The organism is Yimella sp. cx-51 (assembly GCF_017654605.1).
Taxonomy (GTDB): Bacteria; Actinomycetota; Actinomycetes; order Actinomycetales; family Dermatophilaceae; genus Yimella.
In genome coordinates, this window is sequence record NZ_CP072113.1 from 1,602,124 (window position 1) to 1,623,340 (window position 21,217).

Below are 21,217 nucleotides of genomic sequence, written 5' to 3' on the forward strand. Positions count from 1 at the left end.
ATGGCCATCGGAACGATGACAAGCAAAGGGCAGATCACCATCCCAAAGGATGTTCGCGAGGAGCTCGGACTCACTCCAGGTACGCGAGTTTCGTTCAGTCGCAACGCATCTGGCGAGATTGTCCTCAGCAGGCAGTCGCGACCAATCAGCGATCTCTCCGGAGCGCTCAAGTACAACGGCCCGCCTGTGCCACTGGAAGACATGGGTGACGCGATCGCCGGCGGCGCGGCCGGACTAGCTCAGTGATCGGCCTGGATACAAATGTCGTCGTTCGCTATCTGGTGCAGGACGACGCCGAGCAGGGCGCACGCGCAGCAGCCGCGATCGGGCGACTCACTTCGGATGAACGCGGATACATCACAAAGATCGTGCTGGTCGAGACGTTCTGGGTGCTGACCCGGGCCTACAAGCTGCCACGTGACACCGTCATGCAGACACTCGCACAGTTGGTTGAGCGTGACGAGATTCTGGTCGAGGATCACGCTAGGACAACCGCCGCCATCCAACGCGCGTGCAACGGAGGCGACTTGGCTGACGCGCTGATCGTTGAGACCTGTCGTGCGGCAGGAGCCTCCGAGACGATCACGTTCGATCGAGACGCCGCCAAGCGTGGGATGACGTTGATCTAGCCGAATCTCAAGAGCAGGAAAACTGGCAGGCACGGGAGCTCCTGAGGAGGGAGTAACCTCGTCAGGCCGCTCGGGCCGCGGCTTCCCGATGCCTCGCTTCTGACAAGATCGGCTGCGTGGATTCAGTCGTCGTCGCAGCCGATGACGGCGTGAGCCTGCATGTGGCGGTGTGCGGCCAAGGCGCCGACGTACTTGTGCTCTCCGGCGGACCTGGGTGCGTGCACTACCTAGCGGACGAATCCTTCGCACCGACTGGGTTCAGGTGCTGGTTCCCGGACCCTCGCGGCGTGAGTCGTTCTGGGGGCGGTCCGCACGACATGGCGACGGCGGTCGCCGACCTGGAAGCCATTCGTCGCGTCACAGGTGTCGAGTCGTGGATCGTGCTTGGACACTCAGGTCGCCGTGGGTGGCGGCGGCCTTCACCAACCTGGCCGGCTCCTGCGCGTCGCTCAGATCGGCGGGATGGACGTCGGCCCTGCGCCCGAGCGCCCGACAGTCGGCCGCGATGTCGTCGACGTCCGACGCTCCCCGTTCCAGGCCGACCCGCAGGTTGTACGGCGCCCAGTGACTCAGGACGAGATTCCAGCCGTCCTCGGCGAGCCCGAGGGCCAGGCCGGCTCCGATGGAACGGCGGCGCCCGACACCGGTGACCAGGATCGTGCCGCGGGTGTCATCGGGGTCTGCCATCTCTCATCCTTCGTGCGTGGTGTGCGTGATCTGCTCGGTGGTGCCGGTCTGCGGGTCCCACCGTCGCACGGACGCCAGGACGATCTCGGGCACCGGATCCGACAGCGTCTCGAGCGCGGCGCCCACCTGCGGCGCACTCATCCGCCGGCCCAGCGTCACGTGGGGCACCCACGATCCTGCGCGCGGGTCCTCGACGGCGCGGGCCAGCGCGTGGGTGGCGTCGATGAGCGGGGCCGGCGGCGTCAGCAGCAGGACGAGCGTGAAGGATCGGCTGCCGAACACGGCGTACCCGGCGACGGGTGCCACGACCGGCAGCATCCCGGCGATGCTCCGCGCGGCGTCGAGGCGTGCGTCGCCGATCGTCGGCGCGGACGCCAGGGTGACGTGCGGGGCGTTGGTGGCGCCGGGATGGGCCGCCTGCGACGGCAGGCCCGCCTCGGCCAGGAGTCGCCATCGGTCGCGTACGGCCGCATCGGATGTCCCGTCGAGCAGCAGCTCGACCGCGGCGTACGGCATCAGCCGAGCCACCGGGCGGCGCGATCCAGATGTTGCTGACGGCGGTCGTCGGCGAAGCCGTCCCACAGACCCGTCATCCGGCGGGACCGGTGGTTGCCCTCGAACACCTCGCGGTGGTCGTTCACGAACGTCCAGAACAGCCCGTCCCAGTCGTCGGTCCACTCACCCGCGGGCAGATCGGACATCTTGCGCAGGTAGTTGCTGCCCGACACGTACGGCTTGGTGGTCATCGCCTCGCCGACCGCGAACTGGCTCATGGCATAGACGTTCGGCACCATCACCCAGTCGTAAGCATCGACGAACAGCGACATGAACCACTCGTAGACCTCGGTCGGATCGATCCGCAGCAGTGACATCGCGTTGCCGAGCACCATCAGCCGCTCGATGTGGTGGGCGTATCCGTTGCTCAGGACCCGGCCGATGACGAGGTCGACCGGATCGAGACCGGTGTCGCCGGTCCACCACCCGTCGTCGAGCGACCGCGTGTGACCCAGGTGGTTCGCCGAACGCATCCGCCGGCCGTACAGGTGGTAGGTCGCGCGCATGTACTCGCGCCAGCCGATGATCTGCCGCACGAAACCCTCGAGGGACGCGATCGGTACGCCGTGGTCGTCGGCGGCGTCCAGAGCCGCGTCGAGCACCTCCTGCGGTGTCAGCAGTCCGGTGTTGAGCATCGGGGTCAGCAGCGAGTGGTTGATGCTGTCGTGCGTGGCGCTGATCGCGTCCTCGTACGGGCCGAACTCCGCGAAGCGCTCCTCCAAGAACTGCGTCAGGTGGGCCTGCGCCTCGGTGTGATCAGTGGGCCACGCGAACGTTGTCGGGTCGCCGGGTGCGTCGGGGAACTCGGCACCGATCTGCCGTACGGCCGATGCCACGTCGGCGCCGTGGTCGGTGGCGAAACGCACCGGGGGAGGGACGTGCCCACGGGGCAGCTTCTTGCGGTTCTCGGTGTCGAAGGACCAGCGACCGCCGACCGGCTGGTCGCCGTCCAGCAGCACGTCGAGGCGGCGCCTCTGCCACATGTAGAAGTGCTGCATCCGAGCCGGGTGTTCGGCGAACCAGGACGTGAACTCGGCGCGGTCAGTGAGGAATCCGGGCGACTCCAGAACGTCCTGCTGTTGTAGCCGGTAGCCGCCGGCGCGCAGCGCCTCGGTGATGCGGCCGGACAGCCAGTCGTCGACGACGTCGTACACCTGCACGGCCGAGGGTTCCTGGTCGCGGACGACCTGCGTGAGCCGCTCGTCGGTGGAGTGTTCGCTGCTCGAGTCGATCACCGTGACCTCGAACCCGCGACCGCGCAGCCGCCGGGCGAACCGGCTCATCGACGCGCGGTGCAACACCAGCTTGTGGGCATGGAAGCAGTACTGGCGCATCATCAGGTCGTCCTCGACCAGCACGAACGAGGTGCCGGCCGGAGCGTCGAAGTGTGCCTCGAACAGCTGATGGGGGTAGACGAGCCGCAGGTTCGGGGTCACCACCCGGCGGTCCCCGGCTCGCCTTTGAACGGCCCGCTGACGCGCGAGGTGACCCAGCCGCCGTAGAACGAGCCGGGTTGGGGCAGCACGATCTCGCCGTCCATCCGGCACTCGTCCATCGCGCCGGGATAGAGCGCGACCCGATCGACGAGCTCGAGGTAGCCGGGCGTGGGATCCGGGTAGTACCAGGCGGCGCGCTCGGCCACGCGGTCGCCGCCGACGACGTCGAGGTAGCGGGCATGGCCCTTGAACTCGCACCACGACGAACCCTCGGCGGGGCGAAGCGCACCGTCGACGAAGTCGCTGCGCGCGATGTAGACGGTCGGCGAGTGGCTCGTCTCGAGCACCTCCGCGACGCTGCTCGCCCGGGCGACCACCACGCCACCGAGGCGGACGACGACGTCGCGGTCGACCAGACGGACGGCAGGGGGACGCGGATAGTCCCAGACGGATTCGGTGCCGGGGACGCGGTCCGGCTGTGGGCGAACGGCCATGGATTCACTGTAGGTCCGTGCACCGCCGAACTAGCGTGTGCGCATGACGGTCATCGATCCGAGGGAAGCCCCTGCGCTGCGCTGGGAGTGATCGCCCCGGGAGGCATCGCCCGTACGTTCGCCCACGCCGTGCGATCCGCGACGAGGTCGACCGTCGTCGCGGTCGGGTCGCGGGACGCCGGACGCGCTGCGGCCTTCGCGCAGGAGTTCGACATCCCTCGCTCGTACGGCGACTACGCGAGCGTGGCGGCGGACCCGGAGGTCGAGGCCGTCTACGTCGCCTCACCGCATTCGGAACACCGCGACCACGCGCTGCTGGCGCTGCGGACGGGCAAGCCGGTCCTCGTCGAGAAGGCGCTGGCGCGCAATGAGCGCGAGGTTCACCAGATGTTCGCGGCCGCCGAGGAGGCGAACCTCTTCGCGATGGAGGCGATGTGGACCCGCTTCCTGCCGCATATCGACTGGGTGCGGTCGCGCATCGCCGCAGGCGCGATCGGCGAGGTCGTCACGGTCACTGCCGACCACGGCCAGTCGCTCGACCTGCCGGACGCCCACCGCCTCAAGAATCCCGATCTGGCCGGGGGAGCGCTGCTCGACCTGGGCGTCTACCCGATCTCGTTCGCCGTCGACCTGCTCGGCGGGAAGTATGGAATCACTCGAAAAGGTCTCTCGCGTCCTAGGATGCAGTTGAAGATTTGCTCAAGCGCCACCGGTGGCAGAGAGTGCCGCGTCGATTGGAAAGCAAGGGCCAACTCGTACTATCGCGCACGACAGATTGAGTACGGATACATCTATGGTTACGCCAGGAAATGGGGGCACTGCCCTCCGGGGCAGCTCCGTTCATGCAAGTAATAGGGTTCGATCATGCCACTGCTCCGGCAGCTACAAATATGGCCAGACGCTCCGTCGGGTAGAGGTGATGCAAAATGGGGGGACATGCTCTACCTCGATGGTGCTATCCGCGAGTTTGGCATAGACGGAATTCTCTCGTCTGCCAACCTCACCCTCTGGGCGATGTCAAACCCAGTCAGGTGCGCACGGCGGGGATCATCTCGTCTAATCTTGAACAAAAGCTCGCATGTTCCACTGGTTGAATGGAACCCGAGCGAGCATCAGCCGATTTCCTCCGATGGAAGCGTGGGGACGCTCTTGTCTCCAATTGACTATAGCACTCTCACGATTGATCAGCGGGATTCTTTCTATCGAGCCGCGTGGCAAAGGATGCTGCTTGCCATTGGCGCGGAGACAGGGCTGGGCGACCTGCCGCGTAGACTATTCGATCCTGTATCCATGCCGGTCCCACTAAAGAATATCGCCAATCGATACAAGATTAGCGCCATAGGGCACCTGGATGCCAAAGGCAGTGCGTCAATATCGTTCTACATGCAAAACCGGCCAACCCTTTTGTTTAAGCAGGCTATGGGGCCGACATTATCTGACTGGCTAGGCTTCGGCAGGCTGCTGAGGGTGCGAGACGGAATGGTCATGCTTGACGTGCCGCACATGGAGCCAGTCCACCTATTTGAGATCTAGGGTCCAGTTGGTGACGGCGTAGAGCTCGTGATCGTTGCCGACATACCGGTAGCGAAGGGAGATGGATCCTGGTCGCGGTATGCCGCTGTTTACGAGGCGCGTCCAGATCAGCGCGGAACATGGCATCGATCACGTCCTGAACGGGTCCAACCACGGCGAGGACCGCACCGGGGCCTTCCGTATCGGCGGCGTTGCGACGCCAACGCTTGCCGGACCGTACGGCGATGGACCCCATGACGACGAGCCAACGCCCGAATCCCAAGCCCTTCAACCCGCGTGTCCCGGCGGATCGCCGCGAACAACTCCACCCTTGATCCATCCCATGCCCCGATCCCCGAGAAAGCCAGCAGATAGGTGCGGGCCGGAATGCGCTCCGGTGTGCCGGGACCGGCGTGTCGTTGCTCATCCATCTCAACGGGGTGGTTGACATACAAGAACGTGGTCGACGCCGAGAGACGGGAGTAGTCGCATCTACTTCTACTCCCGTTGGTCGATGTCCGATAATCTACATTATGTCAAGTCGATCAGTCATTATTGCAACGGATGCACGATCTGCTGATTCCTTGGATCGGCTTCCCGATGCGCTTCGCGCAGGCCGCTGACCTGGGTGTTTGTCGGTGTTCACAAGTCCTGCGGGTCTCGTTTCTGGCCACATCGTCGGTGGGTGACGAGTGTCGCGTGACGCGGTGGCAGGAGCCTGAACTGCGCGTTTGTCGCCTTTCATGCATCCAATGCATGATACGTTCACCACACGTGCTCGATCTGGAGGTGCTGATGGCGGTCGACAAGGCTGGCCGGTTCGTCGAGGTTGACACGGTCGCGATGCTGCGTCCGGATGAGCAGATCCTGCGGGACATGTTGACCGGGTGGCGCAATCAACAGTTGAGCCGGAACCTCCAGCTACGCACGATCGAGGCGCGTGAACGTCTTATCGAGCGGTTCGTTGACGCCACGAACGAGTACCCGTGGGCGTGGACGGTGTCGCACATTGATGAGTTCTTCGGTGACTTGCGAAGCCTCCGTCACGTGAAGGCGACCACGGTGCGTGGATATCAGACCAGTCTCCGCTTGTTCTGCGAGTACGTCACCAGTACCGACTACGGGTGGCCGGCCGCGTGCGAGCGGTACTTCGGTGCGACGACGTCGCAGGTGTGCTTTGAGTGGAACACGGTCGCTCACGTTCAAGACACGCAGTCCGCGCCCACCAAACGCGCCTTCACTCAGGCCGAGCTCCAACGCCTTTTCGACCGCGCCGATGACGAAGTCGAGCAGATCCATGCGCACCAACGCAAAGGCTGGTTGGCGGCATACCGTGACGCGGTGTTACTGAAGACCGCCTACGCCTGGGGGCTGCGCCGCAATGAGGTGCGCCACCTGCAAAGCGTCGACTTCTCACGTAATCCGCACGCACGCGAGTTCGGCCGCTACGGCGTCGTGCAGGTCCGTTACGGCAAAGCGAGGAAGGGATCGCCTCCGAAACGGCGCAGTGTCCTGACCGTATTCGATTGGTCCGTGGACATCATCAAGGACTGGATCGACGTGCACGACCAGCTTCCTGACCACGGGCTGGACCTCTTCGTCAGCGAACGCGGCACGTTGGTGTCGGAAAGTGCGCTCACCACCAGGTTCCGCCGCTACTGCAACGACCTGGCCCTCTCCCCTGGCCTGGATTTCCACTCGCTGCGGCGCAGCTACGTCACCCACCTGATCGAATCAGGCATGGATGCACAGTTTGTCCAAGACCAAGTCGGACACGAACACGCCTCCACAACCGCCCTGTACACATGCGTCTCCAGCGACTACCGCGTGACAACCTTGCGGCGAGCACTGGACAGCACCATCAAGGATGCGTTGGCCGGCATCGATCTGGAGGAAGCCTGATGCGCCGCACCATTACCTACACCTGGCACCTGGCCGAACTCATGGCCCGCGACGGGATGCACAACTCCACCGACCTACTCCCCCATCTGCGCGAACGCGGCATCGACCTGTCTTCCTCTCAGATCTACCGGCTGGTGACCGGCACTCCTGAACGTGTCTCTCTGCAGTTCCTAGTTGCCTGCTGCGACATCTTCGCCTGCACACTCGATGACTTGGTCACCAGCACGGTCACCACGAAAGCCCGCAAAGCCGCGAACGCTGAGGTCGTTGACCTCAACCGCGCGGCACGGCCACGACGCGCACGAGTTCTGCCCGATGCCGACTAACACCACCCCGACAGCCCAACGCCCGGACCGTGTGTGCGACCGATGCCGACAACCCATCCAAGCCGGCCGCATGCACGTCGTCTGGCCAGAAGGTCGCATCTGCGACCAGTGCTTCGAGGGGACCAGGCCCACCACTACCTCGTGCCTGCGGTGCGGGATCTCGATCACGGTCCCCAAAAGCACAGCAGCACAGTCCAATTCGGTCTGCGCGCAATGCAGTACGGAACAAGTCAGTGACTGCGCTGACTGCCGTGAGTGGGCCGATCGCTACCGCAGCGGCCGATGCACGCGGTGCCGACTGGCCATAGCGCTGCAGCAGCTCCTTGGGGTCGGGCGCTCTGACCCTGCCCCGACTCTGAAGCTAGCGAATGTGCTCGCAGCTTCCGACCGTCCCGAAAGCGTCCTGATCTGGATGCGATCCGACCACGTGCACCACCTGCTCACCAGAATCGGTACCTCGGAACTCCCCCTGACACACGCCGGTCTCGACGCGGAACCACCAGGACGTCACGTTGAGCACCTACGCAGCATCCTTGAACACCACGGATTGCTCGAACCGCGCGATCACTACCTGTCGCTATTCGAGCGGTGGCTCAGCAACAAACTGACACCGATTCAGGACACCGCCATCCGGCAGCCCGTCGAACACTTCGCGCGCTGGCACCACGTCAATCGCATCCGCGCAATGCACAACGAGGGGACATCTCGGTCCCGTGGCCCCGTGCACTCGGCCAAACAAGAAATCACCGAGACCCTGAAGTTCCTCAACTGGTTGAACCTCACGCACGGCAAGCAGTTGAGCGCCTGCACCCAACAAGATGTCGATGAGTACCTCGCCGACGGACCGACCACCAGGCAACTGATCCGCACCTTCTTCGTCTGGGCCGACCGTGCCCACGTCAAAGACGGCATCGTGATCGGCCACCGCCCCGCCCGCACTACACCAGCGATGACCCAAGATGACCGGCTCGCCAGCATCCGTTCATTACTCACCGGCGACGAACAGAACCGGCCCTACCGCGTAGCCGGGGTTCTGCTGCTCCTCTACGCCCAACCGCTGGTGCGTGTGACAGCACTCAAGGTCGACGCTGTCGTGAGCACGTCCAGCGGGCTCGGAATCAGTTTCGGCTCCGACCCTGCCCCGCTCCCCGAACCATTCGCCAACCTCGTGCGCCAGCACCTTTCCCACCGACCCAACCAACGCGTCGCAAACGCCGACAGCGACTGGTTCTTCCCCGGCACACGAGCAGGCAAACACCTTCATCCCAATACCGTCATGATCCGGCTCCGCAACCTAGGAATAGACCTGCTCGGCGCCCGGAACACCGCCCTGCGTCAACTCGTCACCACAGCGCCCCCGCCAGTAGTCGCAACCATGCTCGGCTACAGCGCCCAAGTCGCCCACCTGCACGCCGCGGCTGCAGCCGCTCCGTTCGGGCTCTACGCGACCAGCGCGCCCACCAAGGCAAAGCCCTGATGACAGGAGGGAGCCGAGTTCGAGCGGTGGCGAAACGGCATGAAGCCAGAGCGAAGCGACTTGGACTCGGCGCTCTCGCGCTTCTCGCGATCGTCGTGGTGGTGCTGGTCGCCTTTCGCCTGTCGGATTCGCGCCTTACTCAGCCAGAGGCCACAGCGATAGCAGGCCTCATTGCCGGATCCGGCGCAACACTTGCTGCGTCCGTATCTGGGTTCATGGCGTGGAAGACCAGGCAGAGCCTAGAGCGTCAGATCACGCAAACCGGCAAGATCTCAGATACGGAGTTAGTGCAACAGCGTGAGGAGGCACGCGATCGCCACAACCTCGCTGAAGTCCAAGCGCTCCGTGACCGATTCATCACAGCCTCGGACCAACTCGGTCACCAGACAGCAGCTATCCGGATCGCTGGTGTTTACGCCGTCGCCTCAGTCGCGGACGACTGGATCAGACGCGATACGACGCTCGGTCGAAGTGAAGCGCAAGTCTGCATCGACGTTCTCTGCGCATACATGCGCACGCCTTGGCCAGCAGAGGGAACACACAGGACCGCAGAAGCCAGTGTTCGCCAGACGATCGTGGGGGTCATCACGAACCATCTGCAAGACGCAGAGGATCCCGTCTCCTGGGCCGATCGCACGTTCGACTTCTCCGGCGCGACCTTCGAAGGAAACTATTCGTTCGACCGAGCTACCTTCCGTGGCAAAGTCCGCTTCGATGGCGCCACGTTCACCGCGGGCAAGGTCCGCTTCGTTGGCGCTCGGTTCGAGTCCGCCCTCATCACGTTCGACCGTGCGAAGGTGGACGGTGGTGCGCTTTCTTTCGATCGAGCCACGTTCGCAGGCAAGACGGTCCGCTTCGAGGAAGCCGAGTTCATCTCAGGTGTGGTGACATTCGGACGTGCCACATTCTCTGGCGGCAGGGTTTGGTTCACGCGGGCAAAGTTCAACGGTGCCGAGATTCGCATGAACGGGTCCGAGTTTTCCGGTAGCACAGTGGGGTTCCTTGAAGCCGAGATGAACGACGGCTGCATCTGGTTCGGCGGCTCGGTGTTTAGGGCGGGCGAAGTATCCCTGGATCGCGCGTTCTTCAGAGGCGGCGAGGTGGTGTTCCGCAACTCGATCGCCATCGGTGACAAAGTAGTATTAAACCCCCCGCCTCACCTGCACACTGAGTTCGCCGGCGGACAGGTCACTGGCCCCTGGACGTCGACGACGCCACCCGAGGTATGGCCCCCGACTACTCCTTGAGCATGGCCCTCCAATACGCCGCTCTGTCGGCGGACGCGAGTTCGCGTCCTTGCGAGGAGCCTTGGTGGTAGGCGGTTCTGGTGACTTCCTGACGACGGGATTACGGCAGGGTTGAATATCGACGTTGTCCAGTCGCGCAGTCGACCAACAACACTAGAACACATGATGAACTTCGGAGCCGCCCACGCTGACCCACTTCACTGGCTACCGGATTGATGCCGACACCGACGCCGTTGTGAGATACGGCGTCGTGGCCATCCCCACCGTCCTCCTGCTTCGGGACGGCCGCGAGATCGCTAGACTCGGCGGGCTGATCCGCGACCATAACCTCGAGGACGCCGTCCGGGCAGCAACGTGCTGACGCCGACGTCGAGCTCATGAAGAGGCCACGGCACGCCGAGTAGTTCCCCCGTAGCGGGATCGGCAAACGGTGGCCTCCGTCCACTTGGCAAGGCTCCAGTGACCGGCATGCCGTCGGTTGTCGTGTCGAGCCCTCGCCTGCCGCTTCCCGTAGAATCAATCTATGAGTAGTTCCGCGGTCGAGCCGTCCCTACTGCCACCTGCCGACGAGGCGATGGTGCGGAGCCACGGCGACGAACTGCGGGCGCTGGCGGCCAGATACGGCATCAGCGAGTTGCGGTTCGCCTCGCCTGGGCGGCTGGTAGGGCACGTCGCGGACGACAGGGATGCTCTGGACACTGCGGCTTTCGAGATCGCCGCGCGGGCATTGCTCGGCGCTGAGATCGGCCTGTATTCGGACCGCGTTCTTGACAAGCCACATGTCAGCCCGGACCTCATCACAGCCCAACCGGTGTGAACGGGGACGTCCGAGCCGACCGGCACGCACTGCTTGAACTCGATGCGCTGCTCGCGCGGATCGAGACGATGGCCGCAGACCGGCAGCTACGGCGCTGGCTTGGCGTCGGCGCTTGCCACCAGGGGCGAGTTCGTCATCGAATTCGATCACCCCGCCACGCGACCGTCGAAGGATGGGGCGAAGTCCGACTCCCTGGACGCCGTCCGCGCCGCACGTGAGATCTTGGGCCGCAGGACCTGGGCGACGCCTCGCTCGCGCGGTGCCCGTGAAGGCCTGCGGACGCTCATCACCGCCCGGGACAGCGCGAAACTCGCGCGGGTCGCTGCGATCAACGTCCTCAAGGCACTCGTCGTCACCGCGCCCATCGACCTGCGCGAGGAGTTGCGTGGCCGCCCACTGATGGACTTGGTCGGCCGTTGCCAGCGTCTGCGTCCAGACACCGCCATCGATCCCGAGCACGCAGCCACCAAACTGTCATTGCGCAGCACCGCGAACCGCGTCCGGTACCTCACCGATGAGTGCCGTGAACTCGAGCTGGCGATGATCCCACTGGTGCGCGCGATGGCGCCGGCGCTGCTCGACGAACCCGGCATTGGCGTGCTGATGGCCGCCCAGATCCTGGTGTCGTGGTCCCACCCTGGCCGCTGCCGTAACGAAGCCGCTTTCGCCAGGCTCGGTGGCGTCGCGCCACTGGAAGCGACCTCGGGACAAACTCAGACTCGCCACCGGCTCTCACGCGGCGGCGATCGCCAGCTGAACCGGGCACTTCACACGGTGATCCTCGCGCGGGCGAAGCACCACCAGCCGACCAAGGAGTACATCGCCCGCCGGATCACCGAAGGCAAGACCAAGAGAGAGGCCATGCGGTGCCTCAAGCGTTACTACGCCCGACACCTCTTCCGTCTCCTTGAAGCCGCTCCGATGACCGCTTGACACTGATAGGAGCATCTCCATGGCAGCGTTGTCCGCCGAGGACGCGACCCGGCCCATGGACCCGCGCAGCCCGTGCCGGTGCAGCGCGGCGACGCAGCGGCGGGAGCGGAACTGGCTGCCCCTGTCGGCGTGGACCACGCAGCCGGGCACCTGGTCGCGGCCGCGGCGAACGATGGCCATCTCGAGCGCGTCGACCGCGAGGTGGCTGGTCATCCGTGAGTCGATCGAGTAACCCACGATCCGCCGGGACCAGACGTCCTTGACCGCGCACAGGTACAGCTTTCCCTGCGCGGTTGGGGTGCTCGGTGATGTCGGTTAGCCACAACCGGTTCGGGCCGGTCGCAGTGAAGTCCCGCTCGACCAGGTCCTCGTGCACCGGCGGACCCGGCTTCTTGGACCGCCCCCGCTTGCGGGAGTGCGCGGAGACGATCCCGGCCTGCGAGCACACCTTCCACACCCGCCGCTCCGACAGCTCGTGACCGGCGTCGGCTAGCTCGTCGGCGATGAACCGGTACCCGTAACCCGGGTCGTCCCGGTGGACCTCGAACGCGGCGTTGGTCGCGTACGCATCGACCAGGTCCCGCTCACTGACCGGGTCCGCACGCCAGGAGTAGAACGCCTGCCGGGAGAACCCCAACAACCCGCAGGTCACCGCGACGGGGATACCGTCGGCGGCAAGGTCGAGGACCAGCGGATACGTCATTTTGGGGACTGACCCAGCCTCAGGTTCGCCTGCGACAGGTACGCCGCGGCGCGACGCAGCACCTCGTTCTCCTGCTCCAGCGCTCGGTTGCGGCGCTTGAGCTCCTTCAGCTCCTCTGAGTCGGCCCGACTGACATCGGGACGGATCCCGTCCTCGACGTGGGCGGCCTTGAGCCAGTTCCTCAAACACGACTCCGAGATCCCGAAGTCCTTGGCCAGTTGCGCGATTGGAGTCTCACCCTTGCGGGCGACCGCGACCACGTCGTCACGGAACTCCTTGGGATGTGGTGCAGGCATGTCGACATCCTTCCAGCGGGGCCTCTTGGCCCCACAGAACTGGTGTCAACCGAACCTTCAGCAGTCCCGGCTTTCCTGGTGCGTGGCGGTGCAGATGCAGCACTGGCCCCGGCGCGGGAAGCTCACCGCGCGTGGGGAGGACGCACGGTGTCCACCTCCCGTCGAAGAGCTGCAAGGGGCAACGAGTCACTTCACTCGCTGGCTGCGCCTCACGCATGCCCACGTCCAGTGCCTACTGGGGCCGGGTGCTGTTTGCAGGCCGAGGCAGAGACCCCCATTGGGCCCGCGGGTTGGGGGCTCATCACCACACGGAAGGGGCGGTCCGCGTTCGGAAGAGGCCGAAGTGCTGAGGACGGCCACGAGGACCGCCCTCAGCACTTCCTTGTCTATGGGTGGGGTCAGCTGATCCGTTCGGCGCGCAGTCGGAGGGCGTTGAGGATGACGCTGACGCTCGAGAGCGCCATGGCGGCGGCGGCGATGATCGGGGAGAGCAGGAGCCCGAAGAACGGGTAGAGCACGCCTGCGGCGACCGGGATGCCGGCGACGTTGTAGATGAAGGCGAAGGTGAGGTTCTGTCGGATGTTGCGCATGGTCTTCTCGGAGAGTCGTCGTGCGCGGACGATGCCGGTGAGGTCTCCTCGTAGGAGGGTCACTCCTGCGCTCTCCATGGCGACGTCGGTGCCGGAGCCCATCGCGATGCCGACGTCTGCTGCGGCCAGGGCGGGGGCGTCGTTGATCCCGTCCCCGGCCATCGCCACGACCTTGCCTGCCTCACGCAGGCGCTTGACCACGTCGCTCTTGTGGTCGGGCAGCACCTCGGCCTCGACGGTGTCGATCCCCAGCGATCGGGCGACGGCCTGGGCGGTCACGCGGTTGTCGCCTGTGAGCATGACGACCTCCAGGCCTTCGGCTTTCAACGCTTGGAGGGCTTGGGGGGTGGTCTCCTTGACCGGGTCGGCGATCGCGAAGAGCGCGGCCGGTTCGTCGTCCAGGGCCATGTAGATCACGGTCGCGCCGTCTGCCCGGAGCTCGTCTGCTCGCTGGGACCAGGTGTCGGTGTCGATCCCGAGCGAGCCAAGGAACTGGGAACTGCCCAGGGCAACCCGCTGGCCGTCGACGGTGCCGACGACGCCCTTGCCGACCGGTGAGTCGAAGTCGGCGACCGGGGGGAGGTTGATGCCTGCCTCTTCGGCGGCTTCGACGATCGCCAGTGCGAGCGGGTGCTCGGAGGCGCGTTCCACGGCTGCGGCCAGGCGCAGGAGGTCCTCGCGTGAGGTGCGCTCGTTCGTGGACTCGATGTGGGTGACGGTGGGTCGCCCCTCGGTCAGGGTGCCGGTCTTGTCGACGACCAGGGTGTCGACCTTCTCCATCCGCTCCAGCGCCTCGGCGTTCTTGATGAGCACGCCCAGGCGGGCTCCGCGTCCCACGCCGACCATGATCGACATCGGAGTGGCCAGTCCCAGGGCGCACGGGCAGGCGATGATGAGCACGGCGACGGCGACGATCAGCGCGTGAGCGAGCTTGGGGTCCGGGCCGACGATCGCCCAGACGACGAACGCCAGGACTGCGACGGCGATGACCGCGGGGACGAAGTAGCCCGAGACCTTGTCCGCCATCCGCTGGATGGGTGCGCGTGAACGCTGCGCGTCGGCGACCATGGCTACGATCCGCGCGAGCATGGTGTCACGGCCGACCTTGTCCGCCTGCATGACCAGGCCGCCGCTGCCGTTGATCGTGCCGCCGATCACGACGTCGCCGTCGGTCTTGGTGACCGGCATCGACTCTCCGGTGACGAGGGACTCGTCCACGGCGGATCGGCCCTCGAGGACGGTGCCGTCGACGGGGACGGCCTCGCCGGGGCGTACTCGGAGCCGGTCGCCGATCTGGACCTCCTCGAGAGAGATCTCATTCTCGGATCCGTCCTCCTCCAGCCGGCGCGCGGTCTTCGGGGTGAGGTCCAGAAGGGCCCGGATGGCTCCCGAGGTCTGCTCTCGGGCGCGCAGCTCGAGGACCTGACCGAGCAGGACGAGGGTGGTGATGACTGCTGCGGCCTCGAAGTAGACGTCCACGGTCCCCTCCGCGCTGCGGAAGGAGTCAGGGAACGCCCCGGGCGCCAGGGTGGCGACGACGCTGAAGATCCAGGCGACGCCGGTGCCCATGGCGATGAGGGTGAACATGTTGAGGCTCCGGGCACGGATCGAGGCCCAGCCACGCTCGAAGAACGGCCATCCGCTCCAGAGCACCACCGGGGTGGCCAGGATCAGCTGGGCCCAGATCGAGGTGGTCTGGGAGATGTTCTCGTGGATCCAGGGGACGAAGTGCCGGCCCATCTCGAGGATCACCACCGGGATGGTCAGGGCGACCGCGATCCAGAACCGCCGGGTCATGTCGGCCAGCTCCGGGCTGGGGCCGCTGTCGGCGGTGATCTCGACCGGCTCGAGGGCCATGCCGCAGATCGGGCAGGAGCCGGGGCCGGCCTGCCGGATCTCGGGGTGCATCGGGCAGGTCCACTCCCCAGCCGCCGGCTCGTCCGCCGGCTGCGGGTCGATGGTCGGTGCGGCGGACTTCTCTGCGGCGTCCTCGGTGTACGCGGTGGGGTCGCTGACGAACTTGTCGTGGCACCGGTCCGAGCAGAAGAAGAACCTCTGGCCGTCGTGTGTGGCCGTGGCGGCGGTCGCGGGATCGACGCTCATCCCGCAGACGGGGTCGGTAGCAGTGCTGCCCCCGGTCCCGTGCGGGGTGTGGTGGTGCTCGTGGCTGGCCATGTGCTGCTCCTCTGGGGTGGGCACCGGGTGGATGGGTGCCGGTCGTGTGCGGGGACGTGGAGGTTCGTGGAGTGCAGGTCAGCGCATCGTGGTGTCGCGCCCCATCCAGGCCATCATCAGACCCATCATCGCCAGGCAGGCGATGGCGTAGACCACGCCGACGGCCCCAATCGCGCCGGCGGCGAGCAGGGCGCCCAGGAGCAGGAGCATGGGCAGGCACATCAGCCACATCCACCACCCGTGTCGGTGCGGGGTCGACGACGGGCCCGGGTGGGTGGTCCCGACGCGGCCTGCGGTGTGCTGCTGCTTGGAGCTCATTGCTGCCTCCTTGTCCTGATGGTGGGTGCTGCTCTTACTCTGATCGTGGCGCTCTGCTGTGGTGCTCGTGCTGCGGGATGACGATGATCTGGTCAAGATCCGTCAGGACCGAGCAGCGCCCTGGTCGTTGCGCCGAGGTCGGTGGTGGTGCTCACCGTGTCGCTGCTGACGAAGAGGACCTCGACCGTGCCGTCGGCGCCCCTCCCGGCCCACATGGCATCGACGGCGCCGACCGACTGCGACCCGACCTTCCAGGTGTCCCCGCGGTCGGTGCTGATCGCCAGGTGACCGTCGGTGGTGCTGATAACCACGCTCTGCTCGTCGGCCCAGGAGGCGAGCACAGCGGGCTTGGGGGTGGGGATGGTGCGCCACGTCGACCCGTCGTCGGTGCTGGTGAGCAGACCCATCTGCGTCGTGGCCAGCAGCTGCCCCGATGAGGGGGCCGACGCCAGCCACCGCGGCGGCGCAGGGATGGCGCGAGTGGTCCAGGTGCGCCCGTCAGAGGTGATGCGCAGCTGTCCGTCGAAACCGACGACCTTCGTGGGTCCTGCGGCCAACGCGTGGAAGTCAGAGCTGCCACCTCGCGAGAGCACCGACCATGACCGTCCTGCGTCGCTGGAGCGGATCAGCCCCAGCGGCTGAGGCAGGTCGGTCGCCGCGACCCCGGGATGCCCGGAGGCGTACAGGCGCCCCTCGGCGTCAGCGGCGAAGCCCATGAGGTCCATGACCGGCCCCCGGCGTCTCAGACCGTCGGGCTCGTCGACGAAGAGGCCCTCGTGGGTGGCCAGCATCAACTTGCCTGTCTGGGGCTCGCGGGCCAAGGCGTGGATGTGGGTGATGGCCGTGCCGGTCCGCGGGCTCGTGCCTGGCGCGCCCGGTGCCCCGCTTGCGCTCAACGGGCTCGGGGCGGATGCATCCCCCCGGCCTGGGTCCTGCCCGGCGCCGCAGGCAGCGGTCAGGGACACCACGGCCACGACTATCGCCATCGCCGAGGACAGTCGCCGTGCCTGCCTCATGAGGTGTACTCGAGGGCGATCATCATGCCGGCCTCGGCGTGGTAGATGTTGTGGCAGTGGATCATCCAGCTGCCGACGTTGTCGGCATCGAGGTCGATGGCCAGGCTCTGCATGGGGGCCATGAGGACGGTGTCCTTCCGCAGCCCCGAGGGGAGCGCGAAGGTGTGGCCGTGCAGGTGCAGCGGGTGGGTCATCATCGTCTGGTTGACCGCGTTGAGCCGCAACCGTTGTCCCTCGGCGACCTCCAGTGCGTCGTTGTCGCCGAAGGGCCCCCCGTTGATCCCCCACCGGTAGGGGCTCATCGAGCCCTGCAGTCTCAGGTCCAGGGTGACGTCGGGATCCTTCTGCGGTAGCCGGGCCGCGTCCGTCGGCGTGAGCTCGGAGCCGACGAGAACGTCGCCGTGCAGCTCGACCGGGGTGACCCCGGGATCGGGGGCCGTCCCGGAGCCGGTGCGAACCAGCGCCAGGCCCTGGCCTCCGGTGGTCTTGCCGAACGGCCGCGCGACGAGCGGGAAGACTCCATCAGCGAGGGTGACGACGGCGTCGTAGCGCTCGCCCATCCCGATGTAGAGGGCGTCGACCTCCTCCGGCTGGACCGCGTAGCCGTCAGTGTGGGTCACCGACATCTGGTGGCCACCCAACGCGACGGTGAAGATGGTGTCCGACGCAGCGTTGATGAGCCGCAGGCGGATCTTCTGCCCGGGCTTGGCGGACAGGACGTCCGGGTCGCTGGGGGCCTTCCCGTTGATGAGGAACATGGGGTACTGCACGTCACCGGCGTCCCCCCACGGCGCCGCGCCGGCGCCGCCACCGCCCATCGAGCCGTGATCCATCCGGGACATCGACCCATGGTCCATGCCGCCCATGCCTCCGGAGCTGGACGCGCCGCCGTCGCCGATGAGCTTCTTGAGCACATCGTCAGGGGTTGTCCCCGTCCCGTCGATCCAGTCGTCCAGGACCAGCACCCATTCCTCGTCGTAGTCGCCGCGCTCGCGCGGGTCGTCGATGATCATGGGTGCGTACAGGCCACGGTCGAGCTGGACGCCGACGTGCGGGTGGTAGAAGTACGTTCCGGGATCGGGAGCGGTGAACTCGTAGACGTACTTCTGGCCCGTGGCGATGGGGTCCTGGGTCAGGCCCGGGACACCATCCGCGGCGTTGCGCAGGCGCAGTCCGTGCCAGTGGATGGTCGTCTCGTCGGGCAGCTGGTTGTCCAGGGTGACCCGCAGGAAGTCTCCGGCCTCGGCCCGGACCACGGGGCCGGGGAGGGTGTCCCCGTACGCCCACGTGGAGACCTGCCTCCCCCCGAGGTCGAGGGTTACCGGGCGTGCGGTCAGATTCTTCGTGACGGTGCGCTGCCCCGGCGAAGGGGAGGCCGGGCTCGGGGTTCCGAAGGTCCGGGTAGTGGACTCAGCGGTTCCGGCGCACGCGGACAGCGTCGCAGCCGATGCCAGGCCCAGTCCCCCGAGAAGGACATGCCGGCGGGTCAGGGGCGAAGGGGTCATACGGGGTCTCCTCGATGTCTCGACTGGGTTGCCGGTGTCAGCGGTTCTCGAGGATCCGTCGGCGGTCCTCGTACTCCTCGATCGAGATCTCGGCACGCGCCAGCGACTCGTTCAGGAGGGTCATCGGGTCAACGCGTGGTGGCTGCTGCCCCTTGCCCGCAGGGAAGAGGGAGCGCAGACCGAACGCGATCGCGACCCAGAAGGCGAGGGCAGCAACGCCCATTAGCATCCACATGCCCATGCCGCAGCTCTGGCCCCACATCATCATGTGCTTCTCCCATCCTCAGGTCCGCGCGGACCGCGACGATCCGCCCAGCCGTCAGATTCGCCGCGAGAACTGGCGATCTGGCATCCGCTCGATTAAGATTTGACGAAGAAGTCAGCGCTCCCCCTGGGGAACGGCGTGCGCTGAGGACGGGTCGGGTGACACTGGGGGCGTGACCGCCACACGAGCAACGCACAGCCCGGCAACAGCCGGCCGCGTCCTCATCGTCGAGGACGAGGTGTCCCTGGCCGAGATGGTCACCGCCTACCTCGAGCGAGCAGGCTTCGAGACCCACGCCGTGCACTCCGGGACCGACGCGGTCGCCGCAGCCCGCACCCTGCACCCCGACGTCGTCGTCCTCGACCTCGGCCTGCCCGGGCTGGACGGTGTCGAGGTCTGCCGCCAGATCCGCACCTTCACCGACTGCTACGTCATCATGACCACAGCACGCACCGACGAGGTCGACACGCTCATCGGGCTCTCGGTCGGCGCGGACGACTACCTCGCCAAGCCGTTCAGCCTCCGTGAGATGACCGCCCGGGTCCAGACCATGATGCGGCGGCCACGAACTCCGGCTGCCACCTCCGAGGAGCTGAGCAACGGAACCCGGTCGTTCGGGACCCTTCAGGTCGATCCTGTCGGCCACGAGGTCCGTCTCGACGGCGAGCCCGTGGCACTGACCCCCACCGAACGTGACCTCCTCATCACCCTGGCATCCCGCCCAACCATGGCGTTCACCCGCCGCCAGCTCATCGACGAGGTCTGGGGCGGCGGCTGGGTCGGCGACGAACACCTCGTCGATGTCCACGTGGCCCACCTGCGACGCAAGCTCGGTGACGACCCCGACGCCGGCCGCTTCGTCACCACCGTCCGAGGCGTGGGGTACCGAATGGGCAAGGGATGACAACCAGAGACACCAATCCACGCACGCGAGGCCTGACCAGCCGACTCCTCCTCGGCCAGGCCATCGTCCTGGTCGCCGGCGCCCTGACGACAGGCCTGGTCGCCGCCGTCGTCGGCCCACCGCTCTTCCACGACCACCTGCTCCAAGCCGGTCACGCGGAGAACTCCCCCGAGCTCATCCACATCGAGATGGCCTACCGAGATGCGTCCTTCCTCTCCCTCGGCCTCGGCCTGATCATCTCTCTAGCGGCTGCTGGCGCCGTCTCATGGCTTCTCGCCAAGCGGATCCGCCAACCGTTGACCACACTGACCTGGGCCGCACGCGAGCTCTCCAGAGGGCACTACTCCACCCGTGTCCCAGACATCGGGTCCAACACCGAGCTTGAGACACTCGGCGAAGCGTTCAACCACATGGCGGCCCAGCTCGAAGGAGTCGAGGCCACCCGCCGTCGCATGCTCGCCGACCTGGCCCACGAGCTGAGGACCCCCATCGCCACCGTTGCCGCCTACCACGAAGCCCTGCACGACGGTGTCACCAAGCTCGGCCCCGAGAGCCAACACGCACTAGCCGAGCAAACCCAACGGCTGACCCGACTCGCCAACGACATCGACGCCGTATCCAGCGCGGAAGAAGGACGACTCAACCTCAGCCTCGAGCCGATGCGGATCTCCGACCTCATGTGGCGCGCCGGCGAGAACATGCGAGAGCTGTACCGCGAAGCCAATGTCAACCTCGCCATCGAAGAACAAGCCGCAGCAGGACTCACCATCAACGTCGACCGACAACGGATCGGCCAGGTCCTGGACAACCTCCTGACCAACGCACTGCGACACACACCCGCCGGCGGCATCGTCGTCCTGACCTGCGCACGCTCAGACGACGAGATCAACCTCATCGTGAACGACAACGGCGCCGGCATCGCCGCCGACCACCTCCCCCACCTCTTCGAGCGCTTCTACCGCGCAGACCCATCCCGCTCACGCAGCGACCACACCGGATCAGGGATCGGGCTGACCATCAGCAAGGCCATCACCGACGCACACGGAGGCACCATCCGCGCCCAGAGCCCCGGAGAAGGCCAAGGGTCCACCTTCATCGTCACCCTCCCACTGATCAACAACTGACTGTCGAGCAGGTCGGCAACTCGGCCCGCCTTGAGGTTCGCGATGACGGGGACGGCATCGCCGCCGAGCATCTGCCGCACGTGTTCGAGCGGTTCTATCGCACTGACACCGCGCGAGACCGCGACCACGGCGGCGCCGGGATCGGCCTGGCGATCTGCCAATCGGTGGCGCGGGCGCACGGCGGCACCGTCACCGCAGCCAGCGACGGCCCCGGACAGGGTGCCAGCTTCACCGTGACCCTGCCGGCCGAAACTTCATGAAATCTCCAGACAATCTCGACCGGACGTGCGTGGTACGGCGCCCAGG

The 21,217-nt window shown here is 66.3% G+C and carries 21 protein-coding genes and 3 pseudogenes; 14 read left to right on the forward strand and 10 right to left on the reverse strand.

Annotation, left to right across the window (positions count from 1 at the left end; translation table 11 throughout):
• The 3 genes and pseudogenes from J5M86_RS07575 to J5M86_RS15745 all read left to right on the forward strand — a co-directional run.
• Nucleotides 1–246: an AbrB/MazE/SpoVT family DNA-binding domain-containing protein gene (locus J5M86_RS07575; RefSeq protein WP_188060689.1), complete on the forward strand. Its 246-nt coding sequence runs from the start codon at nucleotides 1–3 to the stop codon at nucleotides 244–246.
• Nucleotides 243–629, forward strand: a complete 387-nt coding sequence (locus J5M86_RS07580; protein WP_188060688.1) for a PIN domain-containing protein — start codon at nucleotides 243–245, stop codon at nucleotides 627–629. Before J5M86_RS07575 ends, J5M86_RS07580 begins: the two co-directional genes overlap by 4 nt.
• A gap of 218 nt (nucleotides 630–847) precedes the next feature.
• A pseudogene (locus tag J5M86_RS15745) lies at nucleotides 848–964 on the forward strand (hypothetical protein); the annotation flags it as partial.
• Between the two features lie 22 nt (nucleotides 965–986).
• Here the strand turns inward: J5M86_RS15745 and J5M86_RS15425 are convergent.
• Genes J5M86_RS15425 through J5M86_RS07600 form a run of 4 tightly spaced genes read right to left on the reverse strand, consistent with a single transcriptional unit; the run spans nucleotide 987 to nucleotide 3,801 of the window.
• A complete protein-coding gene (locus J5M86_RS15425) occupies nucleotides 987–1,316 on the reverse strand; it encodes a hypothetical protein (RefSeq protein ID WP_188060938.1) in 330 nt (109 codons plus the stop codon).
• A 3-nt stretch (nucleotides 1,317–1,319) separates the two neighbouring features.
• On the reverse strand, nucleotides 1,320–1,832 hold the full coding sequence (locus J5M86_RS07590; RefSeq protein ID WP_188060687.1) for a 2'-5' RNA ligase family protein: 513 nt from the start codon (nucleotides 1,830–1,832) through the stop codon (nucleotides 1,320–1,322).
• A complete protein-coding gene (locus tag J5M86_RS07595) occupies nucleotides 1,832–3,310 on the reverse strand; it encodes a cryptochrome/photolyase family protein (protein ID WP_188060686.1) in 1,479 nt (492 codons plus the stop codon). Before J5M86_RS07595 ends, J5M86_RS07590 begins: the two co-directional genes overlap by 1 nt.
• Nucleotides 3,304–3,801 (reverse strand): DUF427 domain-containing protein, encoded by a 498-nt coding sequence (locus J5M86_RS07600; protein ID WP_188060685.1) that lies wholly within the window; start codon nucleotides 3,799–3,801, stop codon nucleotides 3,304–3,306. Before J5M86_RS07600 ends, J5M86_RS07595 begins: the two co-directional genes overlap by 7 nt.
• A 129-nt stretch (nucleotides 3,802–3,930) precedes the next feature.
• Here J5M86_RS07600 and J5M86_RS07605 point away from each other — a divergent pair, with 129 nt between their 5' ends.
• The 8 genes from J5M86_RS07605 to J5M86_RS07640 all read left to right on the forward strand — a co-directional run bounded on the left by J5M86_RS07605 (nucleotide 3,931) and on the right by J5M86_RS07640 (nucleotide 12,015).
• Nucleotides 3,931–4,653, forward strand: coding sequence for a Gfo/Idh/MocA family protein (locus J5M86_RS07605; RefSeq protein WP_244328260.1), 723 nt, complete (start codon nucleotides 3,931–3,933; stop codon nucleotides 4,651–4,653).
• Between the two features lie 84 nt (nucleotides 4,654–4,737).
• Nucleotides 4,738–5,334, forward strand: a complete 597-nt coding sequence (locus J5M86_RS07610; protein ID WP_188060684.1) for a hypothetical protein — start codon at nucleotides 4,738–4,740, stop codon at nucleotides 5,332–5,334.
• Between the two features lie 543 nt (nucleotides 5,335–5,877).
• On the forward strand, nucleotides 5,878–7,215 hold the full coding sequence (locus J5M86_RS07615; protein ID WP_244328261.1) for a tyrosine-type recombinase/integrase: 1,338 nt from the start codon (nucleotides 5,878–5,880) through the stop codon (nucleotides 7,213–7,215).
• Nucleotides 7,215–7,541: a helix-turn-helix transcriptional regulator gene (locus tag J5M86_RS07620; RefSeq protein WP_188060683.1), complete on the forward strand. Its 327-nt coding sequence runs from the start codon at nucleotides 7,215–7,217 to the stop codon at nucleotides 7,539–7,541. The genes J5M86_RS07615 and J5M86_RS07620 overlap by 1 nt, the downstream gene beginning before the upstream one ends.
• Complete coding sequence (locus tag J5M86_RS07625) at nucleotides 7,483–9,018, forward strand: recombinase XerD (RefSeq protein ID WP_244328262.1); 1,536 nt, start codon at nucleotides 7,483–7,485, stop codon at nucleotides 9,016–9,018. Before J5M86_RS07620 ends, J5M86_RS07625 begins: the two co-directional genes overlap by 59 nt.
• A 26-nt stretch (nucleotides 9,019–9,044) precedes the next feature.
• Nucleotides 9,045–10,265: a pentapeptide repeat-containing protein gene (locus J5M86_RS07630; protein WP_188060681.1), complete on the forward strand. Its 1,221-nt coding sequence runs from the start codon at nucleotides 9,045–9,047 to the stop codon at nucleotides 10,263–10,265.
• Between the two features lie 523 nt (nucleotides 10,266–10,788).
• Nucleotides 10,789–11,082, forward strand: a complete 294-nt coding sequence (locus tag J5M86_RS07635; RefSeq protein WP_188060680.1) for a hypothetical protein — start codon at nucleotides 10,789–10,791, stop codon at nucleotides 11,080–11,082.
• Nucleotides 11,083–11,181: 99 nt separating this feature from the next.
• The gene (locus J5M86_RS07640; RefSeq protein WP_208964993.1) at nucleotides 11,182–12,015 is read left to right on the forward strand and encodes a transposase; all 834 of its coding nucleotides are present in this window, start codon (nucleotides 11,182–11,184) and stop codon (nucleotides 12,013–12,015) included.
• Here the strand turns inward: J5M86_RS07640 and J5M86_RS15430 are convergent.
• The 6 genes and pseudogenes from J5M86_RS15430 to J5M86_RS07675 all read right to left on the reverse strand — a co-directional run.
• Nucleotides 12,016–13,014: pseudogene (locus J5M86_RS15430) on the reverse strand (IS3 family transposase); the annotation flags it as partial.
• A gap of 398 nt (nucleotides 13,015–13,412) precedes the next feature.
• A complete protein-coding gene (locus J5M86_RS07655; RefSeq protein WP_188060676.1) occupies nucleotides 13,413–15,779 on the reverse strand; it encodes a heavy metal translocating P-type ATPase in 2,367 nt (788 codons plus the stop codon).
• 78 nt (nucleotides 15,780–15,857) lie between these two features.
• Entirely contained in the window at nucleotides 15,858–16,097 is a 240-nt protein-coding gene (locus J5M86_RS07660; RefSeq protein WP_188060937.1) for a hypothetical protein, read from the reverse strand.
• A gap of 92 nt (nucleotides 16,098–16,189) precedes the next feature.
• Nucleotides 16,190–17,113: a F510_1955 family glycosylhydrolase gene (locus J5M86_RS07665; RefSeq protein WP_208964994.1), complete on the reverse strand. Its 924-nt coding sequence runs from the start codon at nucleotides 17,111–17,113 to the stop codon at nucleotides 16,190–16,192.
• The gene (locus tag J5M86_RS07670; protein ID WP_188060674.1) at nucleotides 17,110–18,618 is read right to left on the reverse strand and encodes a multicopper oxidase family protein; all 1,509 of its coding nucleotides are present in this window, start codon (nucleotides 18,616–18,618) and stop codon (nucleotides 17,110–17,112) included. The genes J5M86_RS07665 and J5M86_RS07670 overlap by 4 nt, the downstream gene beginning before the upstream one ends.
• 37 nt (nucleotides 18,619–18,655) lie before the next feature.
• A complete protein-coding gene (locus tag J5M86_RS07675) occupies nucleotides 18,656–18,886 on the reverse strand; it encodes an SHOCT domain-containing protein (protein WP_244328263.1) in 231 nt (76 codons plus the stop codon).
• Nucleotides 18,887–19,055: 169 nt separating this feature from the next.
• Between J5M86_RS07675 and J5M86_RS07680 the strand changes: the two genes are divergently transcribed.
• The 3 genes and pseudogenes from J5M86_RS07680 to J5M86_RS07690 all read left to right on the forward strand — a co-directional run.
• A complete protein-coding gene (locus tag J5M86_RS07680; protein ID WP_256433458.1) occupies nucleotides 19,056–19,787 on the forward strand; it encodes a response regulator transcription factor in 732 nt (243 codons plus the stop codon).
• On the forward strand, nucleotides 19,784–20,911 hold the full coding sequence (locus J5M86_RS07685; RefSeq protein ID WP_188060673.1) for a cell wall metabolism sensor histidine kinase WalK: 1,128 nt from the start codon (nucleotides 19,784–19,786) through the stop codon (nucleotides 20,909–20,911). Before J5M86_RS07680 ends, J5M86_RS07685 begins: the two co-directional genes overlap by 4 nt.
• Nucleotides 20,912–20,940: 29 nt before the next feature.
• Nucleotides 20,941–21,171 (forward strand): annotated as a pseudogene (locus J5M86_RS07690) (sensor histidine kinase); the annotation flags it as partial.
• Nucleotides 21,172–21,217: the final 46 nt, after the last annotated feature.

Excerpts from the sequence above, each read along its gene's own strand:
- J5M86_RS07655 (WP_188060676.1), bottom strand. The coding sequence starts at position 15,779 with ATGGCCAGCCACGAGCACCACCACACCCCGCACGGGACCGGGGGCAGC.
- J5M86_RS07635 (WP_188060680.1), top strand. The coding sequence starts at position 10,789 with ATGAGTAGTTCCGCGGTCGAGCCGTCCCTACTGCCACCTGCCGACGAG.
- J5M86_RS07665 (WP_208964994.1), bottom strand. The coding sequence starts at position 17,113 with ATGAGGCAGGCACGGCGACTGTCCTCGGCGATGGCGATAGTCGTGGCC.
- J5M86_RS07685 (WP_188060673.1), top strand. The coding sequence starts at position 19,784 with ATGACAACCAGAGACACCAATCCACGCACGCGAGGCCTGACCAGCCGA.
- J5M86_RS07610 (WP_188060684.1), top strand. The coding sequence starts at position 4,738 with ATGCTCTACCTCGATGGTGCTATCCGCGAGTTTGGCATAGACGGAATT.
- J5M86_RS07575 (WP_188060689.1), top strand. The coding sequence starts at position 1 with ATGGCCATCGGAACGATGACAAGCAAAGGGCAGATCACCATCCCAAAG.
- J5M86_RS07670 (WP_188060674.1), bottom strand. The coding sequence starts at position 18,618 with ATGACCCCTTCGCCCCTGACCCGCCGGCATGTCCTTCTCGGGGGACTG.
- J5M86_RS07620 (WP_188060683.1), top strand. The coding sequence starts at position 7,215 with ATGCGCCGCACCATTACCTACACCTGGCACCTGGCCGAACTCATGGCC.
- J5M86_RS15425 (WP_188060938.1), bottom strand. The coding sequence starts at position 1,316 with ATGGCAGACCCCGATGACACCCGCGGCACGATCCTGGTCACCGGTGTC.
- J5M86_RS07590 (WP_188060687.1), bottom strand. The coding sequence starts at position 1,832 with ATGCCGTACGCCGCGGTCGAGCTGCTGCTCGACGGGACATCCGATGCG.
- J5M86_RS07600 (WP_188060685.1), bottom strand. The coding sequence starts at position 3,801 with ATGGCCGTTCGCCCACAGCCGGACCGCGTCCCCGGCACCGAATCCGTC.
- J5M86_RS07675 (WP_244328263.1), bottom strand. The coding sequence starts at position 18,886 with ATGATGATGTGGGGCCAGAGCTGCGGCATGGGCATGTGGATGCTAATG.
- J5M86_RS07660 (WP_188060937.1), bottom strand. The coding sequence starts at position 16,097 with ATGAGCTCCAAGCAGCAGCACACCGCAGGCCGCGTCGGGACCACCCAC.
- J5M86_RS07615 (WP_244328261.1), top strand. The coding sequence starts at position 5,878 with ATGCACGATCTGCTGATTCCTTGGATCGGCTTCCCGATGCGCTTCGCG.